General features: G+C 70.4%; 17 protein-coding genes and 3 pseudogenes. 16 read left to right on the top strand and 4 right to left on the bottom strand.

The genetic code is table 11. The annotated features are described in order from the left end of the window. The first annotated feature begins 339 nt into the window (after positions 1-339). The 9 genes from cimA (at position 340) to AB0C75_RS23290 (ending at position 12,235) form a co-directional block, all read left to right on the top strand. Positions 340-1,947: a citramalate synthase gene (cimA, locus tag AB0C75_RS23330; RefSeq protein WP_362893615.1), complete on the top strand. Its 1,608-nt coding sequence runs from the start codon at positions 340-342 to the stop codon at positions 1,945-1,947. 349 nt (positions 1,948-2,296) lie between these two features. Further along, complete coding sequence (locus AB0C75_RS23325) at positions 2,297-3,271, top strand: LacI family DNA-binding transcriptional regulator (protein WP_362893614.1); 975 nt, start codon at positions 2,297-2,299, stop codon at positions 3,269-3,271. Between the two features lie 90 nt (positions 3,272-3,361). Beyond that, positions 3,362-5,044 carry an ABC transporter substrate-binding protein gene (locus AB0C75_RS23320; RefSeq protein ID WP_362893613.1) on the top strand — a complete coding sequence of 561 codons (1,683 nt, stop codon included), beginning with the start codon at positions 3,362-3,364 and terminating at the stop codon, positions 5,042-5,044. Between the two features lie 180 nt (positions 5,045-5,224). Continuing rightward, positions 5,225-6,295, top strand: a complete 1,071-nt coding sequence (locus tag AB0C75_RS23315) for an ABC transporter ATP-binding protein (protein ID WP_362893612.1) — start codon at positions 5,225-5,227, stop codon at positions 6,293-6,295. Next, positions 6,292-7,272 (top strand): ABC transporter permease, encoded by a 981-nt coding sequence (locus tag AB0C75_RS23310; RefSeq protein WP_362893611.1) that lies wholly within the window; start codon positions 6,292-6,294, stop codon positions 7,270-7,272. Before AB0C75_RS23315 ends, AB0C75_RS23310 begins: the two co-directional genes overlap by 4 nt. A 5-nt stretch (positions 7,273-7,277) precedes the next feature. Then, positions 7,278-8,321 (top strand): ABC transporter permease, encoded by a 1,044-nt coding sequence (locus tag AB0C75_RS23305; RefSeq protein ID WP_362893727.1) that lies wholly within the window; start codon positions 7,278-7,280, stop codon positions 8,319-8,321. Next, entirely contained in the window at positions 8,318-9,307 is a 990-nt protein-coding gene (locus tag AB0C75_RS23300; RefSeq protein ID WP_362893610.1) for an ABC transporter ATP-binding protein, read from the top strand. Before AB0C75_RS23305 ends, AB0C75_RS23300 begins: the two co-directional genes overlap by 4 nt. A gap of 52 nt (positions 9,308-9,359) precedes the next feature. Further along, a complete protein-coding gene (locus tag AB0C75_RS23295) occupies positions 9,360-10,787 on the top strand; it encodes a GH1 family beta-glucosidase (RefSeq protein WP_362893609.1) in 1,428 nt (475 codons plus the stop codon). A gap of 62 nt (positions 10,788-10,849) precedes the next feature. Then, positions 10,850-12,235 carry a hypothetical protein gene (locus AB0C75_RS23290; protein WP_362893608.1) on the top strand — a complete coding sequence of 462 codons (1,386 nt, stop codon included), beginning with the start codon at positions 10,850-10,852 and terminating at the stop codon, positions 12,233-12,235. 40 nt (positions 12,236-12,275) lie between these two features. Here the strand turns inward: AB0C75_RS23290 and AB0C75_RS23285 are convergent, their stop codons facing one another. Beyond that, positions 12,276-12,845, bottom strand: a complete 570-nt coding sequence (locus AB0C75_RS23285; protein WP_362893726.1) for an MSMEG_1061 family FMN-dependent PPOX-type flavoprotein — start codon at positions 12,843-12,845, stop codon at positions 12,276-12,278. A gap of 196 nt (positions 12,846-13,041) precedes the next feature. Here AB0C75_RS23285 and AB0C75_RS23280 point away from each other — a divergent pair, with 196 nt between their 5' ends. From AB0C75_RS23280 to AB0C75_RS23265, 4 genes are all read left to right on the top strand, one after another. Continuing rightward, a complete protein-coding gene (locus AB0C75_RS23280; protein WP_362893607.1) occupies positions 13,042-14,109 on the top strand; it encodes an iron ABC transporter permease in 1,068 nt (355 codons plus the stop codon). Next, a complete protein-coding gene (locus tag AB0C75_RS23275; RefSeq protein WP_362893606.1) occupies positions 14,106-15,197 on the top strand; it encodes an iron chelate uptake ABC transporter family permease subunit in 1,092 nt (363 codons plus the stop codon). Before AB0C75_RS23280 ends, AB0C75_RS23275 begins: the two co-directional genes overlap by 4 nt. Positions 15,198-15,237: 40 nt before the next feature. Next, positions 15,238-16,059 carry an ABC transporter ATP-binding protein gene (locus tag AB0C75_RS23270; RefSeq protein WP_362893725.1) on the top strand — a complete coding sequence of 274 codons (822 nt, stop codon included), beginning with the start codon at positions 15,238-15,240 and terminating at the stop codon, positions 16,057-16,059. A gap of 118 nt (positions 16,060-16,177) precedes the next feature. Beyond that, positions 16,178-17,155, top strand: a complete 978-nt coding sequence (locus AB0C75_RS23265; protein WP_362893724.1) for an iron-siderophore ABC transporter substrate-binding protein — start codon at positions 16,178-16,180, stop codon at positions 17,153-17,155. A gap of 23 nt (positions 17,156-17,178) precedes the next feature. Here AB0C75_RS23265 and AB0C75_RS23260 read toward each other — a convergent pair. The 3 genes and pseudogenes from AB0C75_RS23260 to AB0C75_RS23250 all read right to left on the bottom strand — a co-directional run. Beyond that, positions 17,179-17,414 (bottom strand): annotated as a pseudogene (locus tag AB0C75_RS23260) (class I SAM-dependent methyltransferase); the annotation flags it as partial. Between the two features lie 107 nt (positions 17,415-17,521). Further along, the gene (locus tag AB0C75_RS23255; protein WP_362893605.1) at positions 17,522-18,310 is read right to left on the bottom strand and encodes a DUF1963 domain-containing protein; all 789 of its coding nucleotides are present in this window, start codon (positions 18,308-18,310) and stop codon (positions 17,522-17,524) included. A gap of 151 nt (positions 18,311-18,461) precedes the next feature. Continuing rightward, positions 18,462-19,028, bottom strand: a complete 567-nt coding sequence (locus AB0C75_RS23250; RefSeq protein WP_362893604.1) for a TetR/AcrR family transcriptional regulator — start codon at positions 19,026-19,028, stop codon at positions 18,462-18,464. Between the two features lie 104 nt (positions 19,029-19,132). Between AB0C75_RS23250 and AB0C75_RS23245 the strand changes: the two genes are divergently transcribed. The 3 genes and pseudogenes from AB0C75_RS23245 to AB0C75_RS23235 all read left to right on the top strand — a co-directional run. After that, positions 19,133-20,044, top strand: a complete 912-nt coding sequence (locus AB0C75_RS23245; RefSeq protein WP_362893603.1) for a chlorophyllase — start codon at positions 19,133-19,135, stop codon at positions 20,042-20,044. After that, a pseudogene (locus AB0C75_RS23240) lies at positions 20,004-20,294 on the top strand (helix-turn-helix domain-containing protein); the annotation flags it as partial. The gene AB0C75_RS23245 and the pseudogene AB0C75_RS23240, both read left to right, overlap by 41 nt. A gap of 196 nt (positions 20,295-20,490) precedes the next feature. Continuing rightward, positions 20,491-20,590, top strand: a pseudogene (locus AB0C75_RS23235) (LCP family protein); the annotation flags it as partial.

Here is a 20,590-nt window from a genome sequence, read left to right as displayed (position 1 = left end):
GGTCGTGGGCCGTGGTGTGGGTCGCGGGTCCCGTGCGACGGACGTCACGCCCGCATCCTGAGACACCCAGGGACCCCGGAGCCCCGCTGTGCCAGACTGCGGGGGTGTCCTCGTTCGCCATGATTATCGGCAGCAGGCGCGCCGGTCCGCAGTGACCGTCCCGTATCACCACGTACGGAACGGGCATCGTGCCCCAGACCCGCGCGCAGACCTCTCGCACCCGCGAGGGGTTTTTTCGTTTTCCGGCCCACACCACGGCCGGGACGAGGCACGCGAGAGGATGGGGGCAAGTGGAGCCGATTCGTCCGGATCCGCTCACCCGACAGGAGTCAGATCAGCATGACCACAGAGGCCACGGTCCCCGACGACATCTTCCATGTCTTCGACACCACCCTGCGCGACGGCGCGCAGCGTGAAGGCATCAACCTGACGGTCGCGGACAAGCTGACCATTGCCCGGCATCTGGACGACTTCGGGGTGGGCTTCATCGAGGGCGGCTGGCCCGGCGCCAACCCCCGCGACACCGAGTTCTTCGCCCGCGCCCAGCAGGAGATCGACTTCGAGCACGCCCAGCTCGTCGCGTTCGGCGCCACCCGCAGGGCCGGCGGCAGGGCCGCCGACGACCCGCAGGTCCAGGCGCTCCTGGACTCGGGCGCCCCGGTGATCACGCTGGTCGCCAAGTCCCACGACCGCCACGTCGAACTCGCCCTGCGCACCACCCTGGACGAGAACCTGGAGATGGTCCGCGACACCGTCACCCACCTCCGCGAGCAGGGCCGCCGGGTCTTCGTCGACTGCGAGCACTTCTTCGACGGCTACCGCGCCAACCACGAGTACGCCAAGGCGGTCGTACGCACCGCCCACGAGGCGGGCGCCGATGTCGTCATCCTCTGCGACACCAACGGCGGGATGCTCCCCGCCCAGGTCCAGGCCGTCGTCTCCACCGTCCTCGCCGACACCGGTGCGCGGCTCGGCATCCACGCCCAGGACGACACCGGCTGCGCCGTGGCCAACACCCTGGCCGCCGTGGACGCGGGCGCCACGCATGTGCAGTGCACCGCCAACGGCTACGGCGAGCGGGTCGGCAACGCCAACCTCTTCCCCGTCGTCGCCGCGCTGGAGCTCAAGTACGGCAAGACCGTCCTGCACGAGGGCGCGCTCGCCGAGATGACCCGTATCTCCCACGCCATCGCCGAGGTCGTCAACCTCACGCCCTCCACCCACCAGCCGTACGTCGGGGTCTCCGCCTTCGCGCACAAGGCCGGGCTGCACGCCTCCGCGATCAAGGTCGACCCGGACCTCTACCAGCACATCGACCCCGAACGCGTCGGCAACACCATGCGGATGCTGGTGTCCGACATGGCGGGCCGCGCCTCCATCGAGCTCAAGGGCAAGGAGCTCGGCATCGACCTGGGAGGCGACCGCGCACTCGTCCAGCGGGTCGTGGAGCGGGTCAAGGAGCGCGAGCTCAGGGGCTACACCTACGAGGCCGCCGACGCCTCCTTCGAACTGCTGCTGCGCGCCGAGGTCGACGGCAGGCCCAGGCGCTACTTCCGCGTCGAGTCCTGGCGGGCCATCGTCGAGGACCGCCCCGACGGCACCCACGCCAACGAGGCGACCGTGAAGCTCTGGGCCAAGGGCGAGCGCATCGTCGCCACCGCCGAAGGCAACGGCCCGGTCAACGCCCTGGACCGGGCGCTGCGCGTCGGCCTGGAGCGGATCTACCCGCAGCTCGCCAAGCTGGAGCTGATCGACTACAAGGTGCGCATCCTGGAAGGCCGCACCGGCACCGAGTCCACCACCAGGGTCCTGGTCACCACGGGTGACGGATCAGGGGACTGGGCGACGGTCGGCGTGGCCGAGAACGTCATCGCCGCGTCCTGGCAGGCACTTGAGGACGCGTACACCTACGGGCTGCTCCGGGCGGGCGTCGAGCCGACGGACTGACACGGGACCCTGCCGGGGCCGCGCCTTCGGGCCGAAGGCTCCGGCACGGGGGCCGGCGGGGCCGACGCGGATGTAGGACGGCGGAAGCCCCGTCGGCGTAAGTGAAACTGCCCTTACGTGCCCGCGTCAAGGGTTTCGTGCCTTCAAGAGGTGAACAAAAGGCGCGGCGGATCTGCTTCGGACCTGCTGCGAAAATGGGTACGGACCAATGTTGGTGTGAAGTATTGACGCCTCTGTTCCGGCGGGGTTAACTCCAGCCGCAACGCCGGTACCGGTTCCGGTACCGGTTGCGGAACCGGTACCGAAGCCTCGGCACACCGCCCTGTCCTGCCTTGTCCCTGGAGGCCCGTTGCGTGTCACCATCGCCGATGTCGCCCGCGAGGCCGGCGTCAGCAAGACGACCGTCTCACGGGTCATCAACTTCAAGGGTGAGGTGGACGGTTCGACGGCCGCCCGGGTCCGTGGGGTGATCGCGGACCTCGGCTACGTCCCCAGCTCGGGGGCCGTCGGTCTGGCGCGCGGCAGCAGCCGTACGGTCGGCATGCTGGTGCCGTCGCTCACCTGGCCATGGATGGGCGAACTGCTCCAGGGGGTCGTCGACACGGTCGAGGCCGCCGACTACGGGCTGCTGCTCTTCACCTGCAACCGCGGTGCGGAGTCCGTCGAGCGCTTCACCACCCAGGTGTCGGCGCGCGCCTTCGACGGGCTCGTCGTCGTCGAACCGGAGAACACGCTCGACCAGCTCACCGCGCTCCACCGGTCCGGTCTGCCGATCGTCCTGATCGACGACAGGGGCCATCACCCGGAATTCCCCTCCGTCGTGACCACCAATCACGAGGGAGGCGCGTCCGCCGCCCGCCATCTGCGGGCCGCCGGCCGCACCAGACCCATGGTCGTCACCGGTCCCGGACACTTCGGCTGCGTACAGGAACGGCTCGCGGGCTTCGTGCAGGTCCTGCCCACCGAGCTGGTCGTGCACGGGGACTTCACCGAACGCCGTGGGCGGCTCGCCGTGGAGGAACACCTCGCGGCGGGAACGGAGTTCGACTCGGTCTTCGCCCACAACGACATCACCGCGACCGGGGTCCTGCGTGCCCTGCGGGCCGCGGGCCGCCGCGTACCCGATGACATCGCGGTGGTCGGCTTCGACGACATCCCGATGGCCGAACACACCGAACCGCCGCTGACCACCGTGCACCAGCCCACGCGGCAGATGGGCGAGGCTGCGGCCCGCCTGCTGCTCTCCCACCTCGGCGGCACCGCCGTACCGGACGGACCGGTCGTGCTGCCCACCGAACTGGTCGTGCGCCACTCGGCGCCGTAACGGACCCGGCCCCGCCGGTCACCCGTCCGCATCCCCGAGAATCTCCCAGACCCGCAGTCCTCCCAGACCCGCAGTCCTCCTGGAGTCGCCATGTCCGTACGTCGCCGTCACACCCTGAGAGCGCTCTCAGTCGCCACAGCCGTGGTCGCGCTCGCCGCCGGCTGCTCGTCCGCCAACTCGGGTGCCAACAAGGGGGGCGGTGGAGCCGGTGCCTCCGGTGTGCTGACCCTGGGCAAGCCCGACGGGCCGCAGACGAACAACAGCAACCCGTTCCTCGCGACCTCGGCGGGCGCCACCCTCGGCTACCGCTTCATGATCTACGAGCCGCTGGTGATGACCAACCAGATCCGCCCCACCGACAAGGGCGACCCGTGGCTGGCGACCGCCTGGGACTGGGAGTCCAACTTCACCAAGCTCACCTTCACGCTCGACGAGCGCGCCAAGTGGGCCGACGGCAAGCCGCTCACCGCCGAGGACGTCGCGTTCACCTTCGAGCTGCTCAAGAAGCACCCCGCGCTCAACGGCAACGGCATTCCGTACGACGGCATCAAGGTCGAGGGCAAGAAGGTCGTGCTGACCTTCAAGGAGTCCCAGTTCGTCAACCAGAACAAGATCATCACGACGTACGTGGTGCCCAAGCACATCTGGGAGAAGGTCAAGAACCCGGAGACCTGGCCCAACCGCACCCCGGTCGGCTCGGGACCGTACAAGCTGAAGACCTTCACCCCGCAGACCACCACCCTGACCGCCACGCCCACCTACTGGAAGGGCGAGACCAAGGTCAAGGAGCTGCGCTACACCGCGTACAACGACAACAGCGCGGCGACCACGGCCCTGGCGAACGGCAAGGTCGAGTGGTCGTTCGTCTTCATGCCGAACTACAAGCAGCTGTACGTCGCCAAGGACCCGAAGAACCACAAGCTCTGGTTCCCCTCCGGGCTCGGCGTCCACGGCCTGTGGTTCAACACCGCGCGCAAGCCGTTCGACAACCCGGCCCTGCGCAAGGCGATGGCCATGGTCGTCGACCGTAACGCCATCCACGTGCAGGCGGAGGCGACCCTCTACCCGGAGATCACCAACCCGACCGGCATTCCGCTGCCCGCCGGTGACTCCTTCCTCGCGCCCGAGTACAAGAGCGCCACCACCGAGCCCGATGTGGCCGGCGCCAAGAAGATCCTCGCCGAGGCGGGCTTCAAGCTCAGCGGCGGTGTGCTGAAGGACCCGAGCGGCAAGCCGGTGAAGCTGACCTTCACCGACCCGGCCGGCTGGAACGACTACATCACCGGGCTCTCGATCATCAAGGACAACATCAAGCAGCTGGGCATCGACGCCAAGGTCAAGACCCAGACCGCCGAGGCCTGGGGCACCGACGTGGCCACCGGTAACTTCGACGCCACCCTGCACTGGACCAACAGCGGCCCCACGCCCTACGACATGTACCAGAACATCATGGACGGCGAGATCCTCCAGCCCGTCGGCAAGACCTCCCAGCTGGGCAACTTCGGCCGCTTCAAGAGCCCCGAGGCCACCGCCGCGCTGAAGGAGTACGCCAACGCGACGGAGGACTCCGCGCGGACCAAGGCCATGAACACGCTTCAGAAGATCATGGTCGAGGAGGCGCCGGTCATCCCGACGGCCGCGGCCCCGATCGGTGCCGAGTACTCCACGAAGAACTGGGTGGGCTGGCCCACCGAGGAAGACCCGTACGCAGCCCCGCAGCACACCCAGCCCGACGCCCTGGAAGTCGTGCTGAACCTCAAGCCCGCCAAGTGAGAGGGTCCGGCGATTGGGGGGCGGCGTCGCGGGGTTGGGCACGCACATCTGCGGCGTTGTCGTCAGTCAACAACGCTCCGCGTTGCCTCCCTCCTCCGCCTTGCAGCTGCACGCACCCAACCCCGCTCCTTCTCCCACCCCCCAATCGCCGGACCCTCTAAGTACGGGGAAGAACCGCCCATGACCACCGAACAGTCCGCAGACGTGCGCACCGAGACCGACGTGGTGCTCGAAGCGCGCGGAGTCACCAAACACTTCCCCGTACGGCGCACCTCGGGCGACCTCGTCGCCCGCAGACGCCGCACCGTCCACGCCGTCGACGACGTCTCGCTGAAGCTCAGGCGCGGCACCGTCACGGCCCTGGTGGGGGAGTCGGGTTCCGGGAAGTCCACCGTCGCCCGGCTGCTCGCCCAGCTGTACCCGCTCACCGCGGGCGAGATCCAGCTGGGCGGCAAGGCGGTGAAGGCCGGGCGTGGCCGGTCCTTCCGTACCTACGTCAAACAGGTCCAGCTGATCTTCCAGGACCCGTTCGCCTCGCTCAACCCGGTGCACACCGTGCGCTACCACCTGACCCGCGCCCTGAAGATCCACGGCCGGGCGGGGAGCGGGGAGGCGGAGCTGGAGACGAATCTGGCGGCCCTGCTGGAACGCGTCCAGCTGACTCCACCTCATCAGTTCCTGGACAAGTTCCCGCACGAGCTGTCGGGAGGGCAGCGCCAGCGTGTCGCGATAGCGCGCGCGCTCGGCGCCGACCCTCAGGTGCTGCTCGCCGACGAACCGGTCTCGATGCTCGACGTGTCGATCCGGCTCGGCGTCCTCAACCTGCTCCGCGACCTCAAGGAGCGGCTCCGCCTCGCGATCCTCTACATCACCCACGACATCGCGTCCGCACGCTACTTCGCCGACACCACCCTGGTGATGTACGCCGGCCGCATCGTCGAGGGCGGCGACAGCGAGCAGGTCACCCAGCACCCCGCGCACCCCTACACCCAGCTGCTGATCGCCTCCGCACCCGACCCGGACCGGATCGCGGACGAGTCCGACCAGGAGGAGACCGGGAGCGGCGAGCCGCCGTCCCTGATCACCCCGCCGGCCGGCTGCCGCTTCCACCCCCGCTGCCCCAAGGCGATGGAGCGCTGCCGCACCGAGCTCCCGCCGCGCTTCGACCTCGCCGACGGGCAGTGGGCTGCCTGCTGGCTGTACGACGACGCCCAGGCCGAGGGCGCGCCCGCGAAGGAGGGGGCGAAGTGAAGTACATCCTCCAGCGCATCGCCTTCTACGCCGTCACCGCGTGGGCCGCGATCACCATCAACTTCCTGATCCCGCGCCTGATGCCCGGCGACCCCGTCGAAGCTCTGATGAGCAAATACCAGGGCCAGCTCGACACCAGCGCCATCGCGTCCCTGAAGGCGCTGTTCGGGCTCGACGAGAACCAGTCGCTCTGGTCGCAGTACACCAGCTACTGGTCGAGCCTGCTCGACGGTGACCTGGGCATGTCCTTCACCTACTTCCCGACCCCGGTGGGCGAGGTGCTCTCCGACGCGCTGCCCTGGACGCTCGCGCTCGTCGGGATCACCACCCTGATCAGCTTCCTGCTCGGCACCGGCATCGGCGTCTACAGCGGCTGGCGGCGGGGGTCCTGGCTGGACGGGCTGCTCCCCGTCACCACCTTCATCTCGTCCGTCCCCTACTTCTGGCTCGGACTCATCGCCATCGCGCTGTTCGCGGTGAAGTGGCCGCTGTTCCCCTTCGAGGGCGGCTACGACAGCTCCCTGGTCCCGGCCTTCGACTGGCCGTTCATCTCCAGCGCCCTGTACCACGGGATTCTGCCCGGGGTGACGATCGTGCTCAGCGCCGTCGCCGGCTGGATCCTCGGCATGCGGAACATGATGGTGACCGTCTCCTCCGAGGACTACGTCATGGTGGCGCAGGCCAAGGGGCTCTCCGAGCGTCGCGTGATGTTCGCCTACGCCGCCCGCAACGCGGTCCTGCCCAACATCTCGGGTTTCGCGCTCTCCCTCGGCTTCATCGTGAGCGGCACGCTGCTCGTCGAGATGGTCTTCAACTATCCGGGCATCGGCTTCCGGCTCCTCCAGGCGGTCGGCGCGAAGGACTACCCGCTCATGCAGGGCGTCTTCCTGATCATCACGCTCTCCGTGCTCGCGGCGAACCTGCTCGCCGACATGGCCTACGCCCTCCTGGACCCCCGTACCCGTAAGGAGGCATGACAGGTATGTCCGTCGCCGCCACCGACACCGCCGTCCTCGACGACGTCCCCGCGCCCGCCGCGCCCGGCCGGGCCAGGCTTCGCTTCCTGCGGGGCGGGAAGACCCGCACCGGGCTGCTCATCCTCGCGTTCTTCCTGGTCCTCGCCGTCATAGGCCCCTGGATCGCACCGTACGACCCCGACGCGATGAGCGATCAGCTGCTGCAACCGCCGTCCGGCGACCACTGGTTCGGCACCACCCACACCGGGCAGGACGTCCTCTCCCAGATCCTCGTCGGGACCCGGGGCGTGCTCCTGGTCGGTTTCATCGCCGGTGTCATCGCGACCGTGCTGTCCGTGGTCATCGGGGTCAGCGCCGGATTCCTCGGCGGAGCCGCCGACGAGCTCCTGTCCATGCTCTCCAACGTCTTCCTGGTCATCCCGGGACTGCCGCTGATCATCATCATCGCGAGCTTCGTCGACGACACCACGGACCTGCTGATCGCCGCCGTCATCGCTCTCACCTCCTGGGCCTGGGGCGCCCGCGTCCTGCGCGCCCAGACGCTGTCCCTCAGGCGGCGCGACTACGTGGAGGCGGCCCGCGCCACCGGCGAGTCGACCTGGCGCATCATCCTCTTCGAGGTCATGCCGAACCTCACGGCCGTCATCGCGTCCGGCTTCGTCGGCACCGTCATCTTCGCCGTCCTCTCGGAGATCACGCTCGCCTTCATCGGTGTCGCCGACATCTCCCACTGGAACTGGGGCACCGTGCTCTTCTGGGCCCAGTCCAACCAGGCACTGGCCCAGGGCGCCTGGTGGTGGTTCGTCCCAGCCGGCCTGTGCATCGCCCTGCTGGGCACCGCGCTCGCGCTGATCAACTTCGGCATCGACGAGTTCGTCAACCCGCGGCTGCGCACCGCGACCGGCGCCTCGCGGAAGGTCAAGATGCGGGTCGGCTTCACCCCCGTCGCCCGTACGGGCACCACCACGCCGTCCGGCACCCCTGAGTCGCCCGGCACGCCCGAGACGCCGGGCACGCCCGGAAAGCCCAGCAAGGAGCACAGCGCATGACCGCCGAGCCGATCCTCACCATCAGCGGCCTGAACGTCGACTACGGCACCGGCACGAACGGCGTCCACGCCCTGCGGGACATCGACCTCACTCTGAACCGCGGTGAAGTCCTCGGCCTCGCGGGGGAGTCGGGATCGGGCAAATCCACGCTGGCGTACGCCGTCACCCGGCTGCTCTCCCCGCCCGGGGTGATCACCGGCGGTGACGTCCACTACCACCGGCCGGGCGCAGGGCCCGTCGACATCCTCTCGCTCACCCCGGACGAGCTGCGCGCCTTCCGCTGGCAGGAGCTGTCGATCGTGTTCCAGGGGGCGATGAACTCGCTGAACCCGGTGCACACCGTCCACAGCCAGCTGACCGACGTACTCAAGGCGCATCGCCCCGACATGCGCCAGGGCGAACGCACCGCCCGCGCGGAGGAACTGCTCAGCCTGGTCGGGATCTCGTCCGACCGGCTCGCCGCCTTCCCGCACCAGCTGTCCGGCGGCATGCGCCAGCGCGTGATGATCGCGATGGCTCTCGCGCTGGAGCCCGAGATCGTCATCATGGACGAACCCACCACCGCGCTCGACGTAGTGATGCAGCGTCAGATTCTGCGCAGGCTAGTCCAGCTCAGGGAGCAGCTCTCCTTCTCCGTCGTGTTCATCACCCACGACATCTCCCTGCTGATCGAATTCTCCGACCGCATCGCCATCATGTACGGCGGCCGGATCGTGGAGCAGGCGGGCGCCGCCGAGATCTACCGCGACCCCCGCCACCCCTACAGCGACGGTCTGCTGCACTCCTTCCCCGCGCTGCACGGCCCCAGGCGCGAGCTCACCGGCATCCCGGGCTCGCCCCCGCACCTCTCGGCGATGCCCACCGGCTGTGCCTTCCACCCCCGCTGCGGCAAGGCCTTCGAGCCGTGCGCCGAGCGGGTGCCGGTCCTCGCCGCGCCGGAGGCGGGAGAGGACCGCGAGGTCGCCTGCTGGCTGCACCACCACTGACCGATCAAGACCTTGCCACCGCCCCACAGGAAACCCGGAGTTACGGAGACCCATGAACCTCGTCACGCCCCGCAGCAGCCTGCAGCCCGCCGCCGTCCAGGGACTCCCTGCCGACTTCCGCTGGGGCGTGGCCACTTCCTCGTACCAGATCGAGGGCGCCGCCCTGGAGGACGGCCGCACCCCGTCCATCTGGGACACCTTCTGCCGGGTCCCGGGCGCCGTGCACAACGCGGAGCATGGCGATGTCGCCTGCGACCACTACCACCGGATGCCCCAGGACGTGGAGCTGATCGCGGGCCTCGGGGTCGACACCTACCGCTTCTCGCTCGCCTGGCCGCGCATCCAGCCGGGCGGCCGGGGCCCGGGCAACGCCAAGGGCCTGGACTTCTACAAGCGGCTGGTCGACGAGCTCCAGGACAGGGGCGTCGCCCCCTGGATCACCCTGTACCACTGGGACCTGCCCCAGGAGCTCGAGGACGCGGGCGGCTGGCCGGCCCGCGACACCGCACACCGCTTCGCGGACTACGCCATGCTCGCCTACGAGGCACTCGGCGACCGGGTCGAGCACTGGACGACCCTGAACGAACCGTGGTGCTCGGCGATGCTCGGTTACGCCTACGGGGCGCACGCGCCCGGCCGCACCGACCTGGGCGACGCCATGGGCGCCGTCCACCACCTGCTCCTGGGCCACGGAATCGCCGCCCGGCAGATGCGTGAGGCGGCGGGCAGCAGCCCGCTGGAGCTCGGCATCACCCTCAACCTCGGCACAGCGACCCCGGAGACCGACAGCGAGGCCGATCGGGAGGCCTGCCGCCGCGCCGACGGCATGGGCACCCGCCTCTATCTCGACCCGATCGTCCACGGCAGATACCCGCAGGACGTCGTCGACGACCTCGCAGCCCAAGGCATCGCACTGCCGGTGCAGGACGGAGACCTGGCAGCCATCGCCACCCCGCTGGACGTCCTCGGCGTCAACTTCTACCGGGGCGCCCTGTTCTCCGGAGTCACCGAGGACGGTTCGCCGACCGACACCGACGGCCTGCCCGTCGTACGCGGTGTGGAGCGGGACCTGCCCAGGACCGCCATGGACTGGGAGATCACCCCGGCCGAGCTCACCGCGCTGCTGCTGCGGATCCAGCGCGACTACGCGCTGCCGACCGTCATCACGGAGAACGGGGCCGCCTTCGACGACACCGTCGCCGCCGACGGGTCCGTCCCCGACACCGACCGCACCGCCTACCTCGCCGACCACATCGCGGCCACGTCCGAGGCCCGCTCGCAGGGCGCCGATGTCCGTGGCTACTTCGCCTGGTCGCTGATGGACAACTTCGAATGGGCCTACGGCTACGACAAGCGGTTCGGCATCGTGCGCGTCGACTACGACACCCAGGAGCGGACACTCAAGGACAGCGCGAAGTGGTACCGCGACACGATCCGCCTCACCCGGGACGCCGCCCCCCAGGAGGGCCGCCCCGTGTAACAGCATGTGCGTGACCCAGGCCGGGCGACGCGTTTGTCGCCCGGCCGGGTTACTTTCGGAGTATGAGGAAGAGGCTGTTCGCTCCCCTGTGGGCCTGTCTGCTGCTGATCCTCTCGGCGGCGGTGCTGGCGATGACCCCCGCTGCCCAGGCCGCCCCGTCCTCCGTCGACGACGCGGCCCGCGCCCTGCGCCAGGACCCCGTGTACGTCGACCCGGCGGCGTCAGGTCAGCTCTCGGCCTCGCAGGAGGCCGCCCTGGAGAAGAAGATCAAGGACGCCGACAAGCCGGTCTTCGTGGCCGTGCTGCCCGCGACGTCCGAGTACCCGCCCGACAACCTCCTGCAGAATCTGCGCACCGACACCGGAGTCACCGGCGTCTACGCGGTCCGCCTCGGCGACGGCTTCGACGCGGGCGCCGACCCGCAGGTGATGCCGACCCGGGCCGTCGAGAACCTCACCACGGCGGTGAAGGCACCCGGCACGGGCGACAACGCGGCGACCCAGCTCAACGCCTTCGTCGACCGCGCCGTCGAACAGGCCAAGGGCAGCGCCCCCGCCTCCTGGTCCGGCGGCGGGGCGGACGACGGCGGCGGCCGCAACGGCGCGCCGGTGGCCGGCCTGATCGTCCTCGGAGGCGTGGTCCTGCTCGGCGGAGGCACCGCCCTGGCGGTCGCCCGGCGCGGCAGGAAGCGCAAGGAGGAGGAAGAGCAGGCGTCCCTGGAGAAGCTCAGGGTCGTGGTCGACGAGGACATCACCGCGTACGGCGAAACCCTGGACCGGCTGGACTTCCACCCGGCCGAGAAGGGCGCGGACGAGGCGATGCGCACCGACTACGAGCGCGCGCTCGACTCCTACGAGGACGCCAAGTCCCGCATGGGCAACGCCCGCCACCCCTCGGACGTACGCGGGGTCACCAAGGCACTGGAGGACGGCCGCTTCTCCCTCGCCGTCCTCGATGCCCGCCGGAAGGGCCGCGAGCTCCCGGCCCGCCGCCCGCCCTGCTTCTTCGACCCGCGTCATGGACCGGCCGTCGCGGACGTCCTGTGGACACCGTCCGGCGGCGCGGCCCGTGAGGTCCCGGTCTGCGGCGCCGACGAGGTCAGGCTGCGCGAGGGACACGACCCGATGAGCCGTACCGTCGACGTCGGCGACGGCCGGCGCCGCCCCTACTGGGAGGCGGGCCCGGCCTACGGCCCCTGGGCCGGCGGATACTTCGGCGGCGGTCTGCTCCCCGGACTGCTGGTCGGCACCATGCTCGGCTCGATGCTCTCCACCCCGGCGTACGCGGCGGAGTACGGCGGCGGTGACTTCGGCGGGGGCGCGGGCGGCGACTGGGGCGGCGGTGACGTCTCAGGCTCCGACTTCGACTCCTCCGGCTTCGGAGGCGGCGGCTTCGGCGACGGCGGTGGTTTCGGGGGAGGCGGCGGCTTCGACGGAGGCGGCTTCTGAGGGACAGGCCGCCCCGGCTTCTGCGGGCACGCCGCCCCGGTCAGGCCTTCCCGGCCGCGTTCTCCCAGGTGTCCGGGGCCCACATGCCCGAGCGCTTCAGCGACGCGGGGCAGTGCAGATAGATCTCGTCGATCTCCACGACCAGGGCCAGGTCGGGGCGCTTGCCCTTCACCGCCATCGCGTCGAAGAAGGGCGCGTCCGTCAGGACGCGGGCGCGGCCGTTGATCCGCAGGACGGTCATCACACCGGGGAGCAGATAGAGCAGGCCGACGTGCGGGTTGGACAGGATGTTGTGGAAGCTGTCGCCGCGCCGGTTGCCCGGCAGATCGGGCAGGGCCAGCGTCCGCGCGTCCAGGACGTGGGTGAAGCCCGGCGCCCCGCCGCGCGGAGAGGTGTCGCAGTTGCCCTCGGCGTCGGAGGTCGAGACGGCGCAGAACGGCGCACGGGCCAGGAGATCCAGGTCCGCCTCGGTGAGCTCGTCGTGGACCTTGTCGATGACGATCGGCCACGGCGTCCCGAGAATCTCCCGCAGCTCATCCGCCGACCGCAGCGGCACCGCTCCGGCCAGCGGATCGGCCCCGGCCGGCGAGTCGCCGCCGGAGGGGAGCACGTCGGCGGTGGCGGCCACGGGCGCGGCGTTCGACAAGGGGTTCTCCGTACCTCGTGGGGGCTCACAGCCTACCGCTGACCTGGCACACTGTTAGGCTAACCTTACTTATGCTCACGGGTGCGCCCCGTCCCGGGGGCGACAAGCAAGGGTGAGGAACAGTGCGCAACCGCATGTCGCCGCCCCGGGTGCACCGGCTGTGAGCGGCTCGGTTCTCCAGGGAGCGCAGGAACGGAAGGCCAGGACCCCCGAGCGGCGCAGCACGCGCAGCCGCCCCGTGCTGGCCCTCGGGCTGCTCGCAGCCCTGGCCGTTCTCCTGCTGACGGTCCTGGCGAGCCTCGCGATCGGCTCCGGAGACGTGGCCTTCGGCGACGTACTGAACGGTGTCTTCGACCCGGACCTCGGGGTCAAGGGCCAGCTCATCGTCCAGGAGGTCCGCATACCCCGCACCGTGGCCGGACTGCTGGCCGGTGCGGCCCTCGGTCTCGCGGGCACGGTGATGCAGGGGGTCGCCCGCAACCCGCTCGCCGATCCCCAGCTCCTCGGCATCAACGCGGGCGCCTCCGTCGCCGTGGTGTGCTCGATCACCTTCTTCGGATTCACCCTGGCCACGCAGTACATCTGGTTCGGCTTCCTCGGCGCGCTCCTCGCCGCCCTCCTCGTGTACGGCGTCGGCTCGCTCGGCCGTGAGGGCGCCACCCCGGTGAAGCTCGCCCTGGCGGGCGCGGCGACCAGCGCCGTACTCACATCCCTGACCAGCGTGATCCTCCTCCAGGACCGCGAGGGCTACGACCGCTACCGCTTCTGGCAGCTCGGCGCGCTCACCGCCCGGGACACGGACGTGCTGTGGCAGGCGTCCCCGTTCATCGCGGCCGGAGCCGTCCTCGCGCTGCTGCTCGGCCCGCAGCTCAACGCCCTGTCCCTCGGCGACGACCTGGCACGTGGCCTCGGCCAGCGGGTCGGTGTCGCACGGCTGGTCTCGGCGCTCGCCGTGGTGCTGCTGTGCGGAGCGGCCACCGTCGTGGCCGGCCCGATCGGCTTCGTCGGCCTCGCCGTGCCGCACGCGGCCCGGCTCATCACAGGACCCGACTACCGCTGGGTGCTGCCGTACAGCATGGTGCTCGCCCCGGTCATGCTGCTCGTCGCCGACATCGTCGGCAGGGTCATCGCCCCGCCAGGAGAGGTCCAGGTGGGCGTGGTCACCGCCGCGATCGGCTGCGTCCCCTTCATCTGGCTCGTCCGGCGCAGGAAGCAGGTGGAACTGTGACCGCGACCCGCCTCCAGGACAAGTCCACCGGTACAGGCACCGGCGACGCCCGCATCGCCGACGCCGTACGCACGGTGAGACGCGTCCGCAACCGTGGACGCCGGCGCTCCGTGCTGGTGGCGGCCGGTCTGCTGGTCGCCGTGGTGGCGGCGTTCGCGCTCTCGCTCTGCGTCGGCGACATGGTGATGCCGCTCGGCAAGGTCGTGGACACCCTGCTCGGCGGAGGCGACGGCGGCTCGCAGTTCGTCGTCCTGGAGCTCCGCCTGCCCCGCGCCCTGCTCGCGCTCCTGGTCGGCATCGGCTTCGGGCTCTCCGGGGCCGTCTTCCAGTCCGTCCTGCGCAATCCGCTGGCCGCCCCCGACATCATCGGCATCAGCGCGGGTGCGAGTGCCGTCGCCGTCACCGCGTCGCTGCTCTTCCAGGTCAGCGGCCTCGCCCTGTCCGGCAGCGCGCTGGCCGGGTCGCTGGCGGCGGGCGCTGCCATCTATCTGCTCGCCTGGCGCCAGGGCGTCGTCGGCCAGCGCCTCGTGCTGGTCGGGGTGGGCTTCGGCACCGGGCTGAGCAGCGTCGTCTGGTACGTGATGGCCCGCTCGGACACCGCCGACGCGCAGGAGGCCTACCTCTGGCTGGCCGGCACCCTCAACGGCCGCTCCTGGAGCCAGGCGTGGCCCCTGCTGAGCGCCCTCGCCGTGCTGGTGCCGCTCACCGTCCTCGCCTCCCGCACCCTGGGCCCCCTCCAGCTCGGCGACGACGCGGCGGCCGGCCTCGGCGCCCGTGTCGAACCCGGCCGGCTCGCCCTGCTCGGCTGCGCGACCGCACTCGCCGGAGTCGCGACCGCGGCGGCGGGCCCGGTCGGCTTCGTGGCCTTCGTCTCCGCGCCGATCGCCCGCCGTCTGGTCCCCGGCCGGGGCGCCGCACTGCCGCACGCGGCGCTGACCGGTGCCCTGGTCGTCCTGGTCGCCGACTTCGCCGCCCAGCACGCGCTGCCCTCGGTCCAGCTGCCGGTGGGCGCGGTGACCAGCATCATCGGCGCCCCGTATCTGCTGCTGCTCCTGGCCCGCGCCAACCGAGGGGGCAGCGGTGGCTGACCCACAGACGTACGACACCAAGGAAAGGCGTGGCCGCGTCGTGGCTGAGCACACTCTTCGAGCCCAGGACGTCCGCCTCGGCTACGGCGACCGGGAGATCGTCTCCGGCCTCACGGTCGGCGTACCGCCCGGCCGCATCACGGTCATCGTCGGCCCCAACGCCTGCGGCAAGTCGACCCTGCTGCGGGCGATGGCGCGGCTGCTCGCCCCCTCGGACGGCGCCGTTCTGCTGGACGGCCGGAGCATCCAGGAGATGCCGACGAAGGAGGTCGCCGCCGTGCTCGGCATTCTCCCGCAGAGCCCGTCCGCACCGGAGGGGATCACGGTCTCCGACCTCGTCGGGCGCGGCCGCTACCCGCACCAGGGCTGGTTCCGGCGCTGGGGCCCCGAGGACGACGAGGCGGTCGCCCAGGCACTGCTCTCGACCAGCACCCTGGAGCTCGCCGACCGCCCGGTGGACGAGCTCTCGGGCGGGCAGCGCCAGCGGGTGTGGATCGCGATGGCGCTCTCGCAGCGCACGGACATCCTGCTGCTGGACGAGCCGACGACCTTCCTCGACGCCAGCCACCAGCTGGACGTCCTGGACCTGCTGACCGACCTCAACCACGAACACGGCGTCACCATGGTGGCGGTGCTGCACGACCTGAATCTGGCCTGCCGCTACGCGGACCACATGATCGCCATGAAGGACGGCCGGATCGTCGCGGAGGGCCGGCCCTCCGACATCGTGACGGAGTCCCTGGTCAGCGAAGTGTTCGGCATGCGCTGCTCGGTGATGGAGGATCCGGCGTCGGCCACTCCGATGGTCGTACCGCTGGGCCGCCACCACGTACGGGGCCCTTCGGCCAGCCCCGCGCCATGATCATCCATAAGGTTAGGCTAGCCTAATCGCCATGAACGATTCCGCTCCATGTTCCCGCTGGACCCGCCGCCCCCGCCGCCCCCGCCGCCCCCGCCGAACCCGCCGCACCCCGGCTCTGATGGCCGGCGTCGTCGCGGCCCTCCTGGTCGGCCTCGCCGCCTGCGGCTCCTCCGACGAGGACACAGGCTCCGACTCCGCCTCCTCCTCGGGCGGGGCGGCCGAGGGCGCCTTCCCCGCGAAGGTCGCGACGAAGTTCGGCGAGATCACCGTCGACAAGGCACCCGAGCGCATCCTCGCGCTCGGCTGGGGCGACGCCGAGACGGTCCTCGCGCTCGGCGGGCAGCCCGTCGGAGCGAGCGACTGGCTGGCCTTCGGCGGCGAGGGCGTCGGACCGTGGGCCAAGGGCATGTACGACAAGAGCCCGCAGATGATCGGCACGCTGGAGCCCGAGTACGAGAAGATCGCCTCCCTCCAGCCCGACCTGATCCTCGACACCAAGTCCAGCGGGGACAAGACGCGTTACGACACCCTGAGCAAGATCGCCCCGACCGTGGGCGTGCCGAAGGGCGGAGACCAGTACAAGGTCTCGTGGGAGAAGCAGACCCAGATGGTCGCCGCAGCCATGGGCGTCCCCGAGAAGGGGAAGAAGCTGATCGCACAGACCGAGACCAAGTTCGCCGCCGCCGCGAAGGCGCACCCCGAGTTCAAGGGCAGCACGGTCACGCTCGGCTCCCGCACCTCCGAGGGCTACGGCGCTTACGTCTCCGGCACCGGCCGCGTCGACTTCGTCGAGCGCCTCGGTTTCAAGAACAACCCGGCCGTCGAGGCCAAGGCGGGCGACGGCTTCTCGATCTCCGTGTCCAAGGAGAACCTCGACCTCCTCGACGCCGACCTGACGGTCATGGCCCCCATCGGCATCCCGGCCACCGACATCAGCAACGACCCGCTGTACAAGGCGATCCCGTCGGTGAAGGCCGGACACTCCCTCGTCTTCGACGACGAGGTCGTCAGCTCGGCGTTCGCCACCGACTCGATCCTGTCCACCGGCTACGCCATCGACAAGGTCGTCCCGCTCTTCGCGGAGAAGATGAAGTAGCCGCCTCCCCCAGGAGCCCCGCCCTACGAGACGTGCGCCACCAGGAACTCTTCTCCGCCCGAGGTGCCCAGGCCATCCGTCCGGCCCGCGAAGCAGGGCTCGTCGAGCATGCCCGCCGACACATGCCGGGGGCCGTCGAAACCGGCTTCGCGGGCCGGTCCCACCAGGACTCGTCCGCCTCGAAGTCCACGGGGACCAGACGCAGCCGGTCCGGGACGCCGAAGCCGAGCTCCGACAGACGCCGGCGCTTCCAGGCCTGGGGCCGGGCCCCCATGGGGCCCCGGTGCGTCGGTTCCGGACCGGGGCGGAACGCGTCCTCCTCGGGCACCTTCGCACGAGCCGCACCTCGGGCGCGTTGCCGCGATGTCACATGTCGACCCAGAAATAGGCGCGGTCGAAGCGGAGAGAGGCCAGGTCCTTGCGGCGGATCAGCCAGCTCATGATGCCCTGGTCCAGTTCCTTGATCTCCTCGTCGCAGCGCCAGGTGGCCAGCAGCACCCAGTCCTCGGCGTCCTCCGGCTCGTCCTCCCGGACGCTCTGCAGCGGGTCGTAGTTCAGGGCGATCGTGTTGCCGCCGAGCGCGAAGGTCCACATGGGCCACAGGCCGCCGACGCTCGTCCAGGCGTCGTCCATCTCTTCCACGAGTTGCGTGACGCGGTCGAGCTCCTCCTCGTCCAGGTCGTCGCCCCACTTCGCCGAGGCGTAAGTATCCGTGTCCGGTGTGGAGGAACCGAACCACGCCATGCGCAGGTCATGCGACGGGTACGCGTCGTACCAGGAGTCGGCAGGACGGGCGGTCGTCCGAGTGCCGGCGGGGATGTAACGCACGATGTCGTCCTTCAAGCCGTGGAAGCTTATGTTCGGCTGGGCGAAGAACAGCAGGTGGCCGTCGGCGGGCAAGGGGAGCCCGGTGTCCGACGGCAGCAGTGAGCAGTCGATGGTGGCGGCGAGGGGGGCGGTCGGGGTCGGCGCTTCTTCGGGCAGCAGCGCGTCGCCGCCCAACCGCGCAGCGACGGGCCCGTCACCCTTGTACGTCCAGAAGACCGCAGGCTTGATGGTCTTCAACCACTCCTCCACCTCCTCCGTCGGCAGTTCACGGGAAGCCGCCTCGGTGCGGAAGTGATGGACTCGGTCGGTGTTCCAATGATCGATCATGGGGGCACTTTAGGTACGCCGCCGTCCAGCTGTCGAAGTAGCAGGCATGGTCGGTTTGTTGGCGGCCGGTGCAGCGGCAAGCAGTCCGCGTGCAGCCGCCGCCGCCGGCGGTGTCGGTGTCGACGGCGGGGCGGCCGGCCGGGTCCTGTCGCTATGCCTTGCGGCATCCGAGGAGGAGGGTTGCGACCATGTGCTTGGCATCGGCCTGGTCGTAGTCGGGGCCGGTGATGCAGAGGTTCCCGATGGCGCGCATGAGTGTGTAGGCGGTGAAGCCGGGGCTGAGTTCGTCGGCGGCGATGCAGGCGTCGAGCAGCGTTGCGCAGGCCGGGACCAGGGTGTCGAGCATGAGGGCGTGGAGGTTCTCCAGCCCTGGATCGCCGGACCCCAGGGCGGCACCGAGGCCGTGCTTGGTCACCAGGAACTCCACGAACGCGTCCGCCCAGCGGGTCAGGGCGGTGAACGGGGAGGCCGAGTCCTCCAGGAGCTTGGGCGCGAGTGCGGTGCAGGTGTCGATCTGGTGCCGGTAGACGGCGGTGACGAGGTCCGCCCGGGTCGGGAAGTTCCGGTAGATCGTGCCGACGCCGACGCCGGCGCGTTCGGCGATGTCACGGATGGGAGCTTGGACGCCCTGGGCCACGAAGACCGCCGATGCGGCCGCCAGCACGCCGCTGCGGGTGCGCTGTGCCTGTGCTTGACGTACCCCGCCCGATTCGGGCATGAGACTTTCCCTTTGCTCGCGGAACAATGTTCCGCTAGATTGGCGGAACGGTGCTCCGCCAAAGTATGGCAGAGCGATCCCATGGAGAAAGCGCAGGACCCCCCATGTCTTCCAGTCACCCCGACCAGCGGATCGTCGCGGTCAAGCCCATCACCGTTCCCGCGCCCGGCCGCGGTGGCGACCTCCAGGTGAAGGTCACCGCCCCGCTGTCGGGCCACAACCTTCCCGTCATCGTGTTCTCCCATGGCAACGCATGGTCCCTGGACGGATACGAACCCCTCGCCGACCGGTGGGCAGCCGCCGGCTTCATCGTCGTGCAGCCCACCCACCTGGACTCCCGCCGCAACGGCATCGGGTGGGACGACCCGCGCTTCGCCACCATCTGGCGCGTCCGGATCTCCGACCTCCACGCGGTCCTCGACGGCCTCGGTGACATCCTTCGCCAGGCCGGCGGCCTGGAGGCCCGTGCCGACCATGAGCGCATCGCGGTCGTCGGCCACTCCTGGGGCGCCCAGACCGCCGGCGCGATCCTGGGCGCGCGCGTGCTCGACGCCGACGGCATCTCCGGAGAGGACTTCTCCCACCCCGCGGTCTCGGCCGGCGCGCTGATCGCCGCGACCGGAACCGGCGACACGCTCACCCCGTTCGCTGCCGAACACCTTCCGTTCATGAGGCCGGACTACTCCACCATGACCACCCCGGCCCTGGTCATCGCGGGCGGCAAGGACCAGTCCCAGCTTTCCACCCGGGGACCGGAGTGGTTCACCGACGCCTACCACCTCAGCCCGTCCCCGAAGAGCCTGCTCACCATCACCGAGGGCGAGCACACCCTGGGCGGCCTCGCCGGTGAGACGGTCGCCGAGACCACCGACGAGGACCCCGCCCGCGTCGCCCTCGTCGCCGACGCGATCTCCGCCTACTTCCACGACGCCTTCAAGCTCGACGACGCCGCGTGGGCCGCCCTCAACGACGCCGCTGCGGCAGGCGACGGCACATGGAGCATCGTCGGCAGGTGAACCCGTCCTGACCGCGCTGTCGACCGAGTCGGGTGCCGCGCGGAGCGGGCCCACCGGTCCACACCGACCACGACTGCCTGCGCCGAAGCGGAATCCGCCGCACGACCCGCGTCAGTCCTCCCCGACCGCCAACTCGCCGAGCGCCTGGGAGGCATCGGAGCGCGACACCCTGGTCCAGGCCCTGCTGGAGGCCGGCGGCAACAAACTGCTGGCAGCCCAACGCCTGGGCATCTCCCGCACAACGATCTACCGCAAGATGCGGCCCCACGGCACCCCCCTCACCCCCCCACACTGCCCCCGGGCGCGGGGGAAGTTGCGGACCGGTTCCAGGGCGTATTGTCCGTTTCCCGCGTCCTCAACCCCCCTGCCACGACTCGCCCGGACGACAAGCGGCTCGCCGAACGCCGCGCGCGAGGCCGGGTTGCTGGTGGAGGTGCGGGTGACGTGTCGGCCACTTCATGATGGTCGACTTCAACGCGGTCAAGACACTCTCCACGGCCGTCGGCGGCGTCACGGTCTGCCTGGACAAGGCGGTCGAGGACCCGG

Source organism: Streptomyces sp. NPDC048565, assembly GCF_040650935.1.
Taxonomy (GTDB): domain Bacteria; phylum Actinomycetota; class Actinomycetes; order Streptomycetales; family Streptomycetaceae; genus Streptomyces.
The sequence above is the reverse complement of the archived record's forward strand: the minus strand, read 5'-3'. Positions and strand labels throughout refer to the sequence as shown.

Bases quoted from the DNA above. Each gene is read 5' to 3' on its own strand.
- AB0C75_RS23300 (WP_362893610.1), top strand. From the start codon at position 8,318: ATGACCGCCGAGCCGATCCTCACCATCAGCGGCCTGAACGTCGACTAC.
- AB0C75_RS23320 (WP_362893613.1), top strand. From the start codon at position 3,362: ATGTCCGTACGTCGCCGTCACACCCTGAGAGCGCTCTCAGTCGCCACA.
- AB0C75_RS23245 (WP_362893603.1), top strand. From the start codon at position 19,133: ATGTCTTCCAGTCACCCCGACCAGCGGATCGTCGCGGTCAAGCCCATC.
- AB0C75_RS23290 (WP_362893608.1), top strand. From the start codon at position 10,850: ATGAGGAAGAGGCTGTTCGCTCCCCTGTGGGCCTGTCTGCTGCTGATC.
- AB0C75_RS23305 (WP_362893727.1), top strand. From the start codon at position 7,278: ATGTCCGTCGCCGCCACCGACACCGCCGTCCTCGACGACGTCCCCGCG.
- AB0C75_RS23295 (WP_362893609.1), top strand. From the start codon at position 9,360: ATGAACCTCGTCACGCCCCGCAGCAGCCTGCAGCCCGCCGCCGTCCAG.
- AB0C75_RS23265 (WP_362893724.1), top strand. From the start codon at position 16,178: ATGGCCGGCGTCGTCGCGGCCCTCCTGGTCGGCCTCGCCGCCTGCGGC.
- AB0C75_RS23255 (WP_362893605.1), bottom strand. From the start codon at position 18,310: ATGATCGATCATTGGAACACCGACCGAGTCCATCACTTCCGCACCGAG.
- AB0C75_RS23315 (WP_362893612.1), top strand. From the start codon at position 5,225: ATGACCACCGAACAGTCCGCAGACGTGCGCACCGAGACCGACGTGGTG.
- AB0C75_RS23250 (WP_362893604.1), bottom strand. From the start codon at position 19,028: ATGCCCGAATCGGGCGGGGTACGTCAAGCACAGGCACAGCGCACCCGC.
- cimA (WP_362893615.1), top strand. From the start codon at position 340: ATGACCACAGAGGCCACGGTCCCCGACGACATCTTCCATGTCTTCGAC.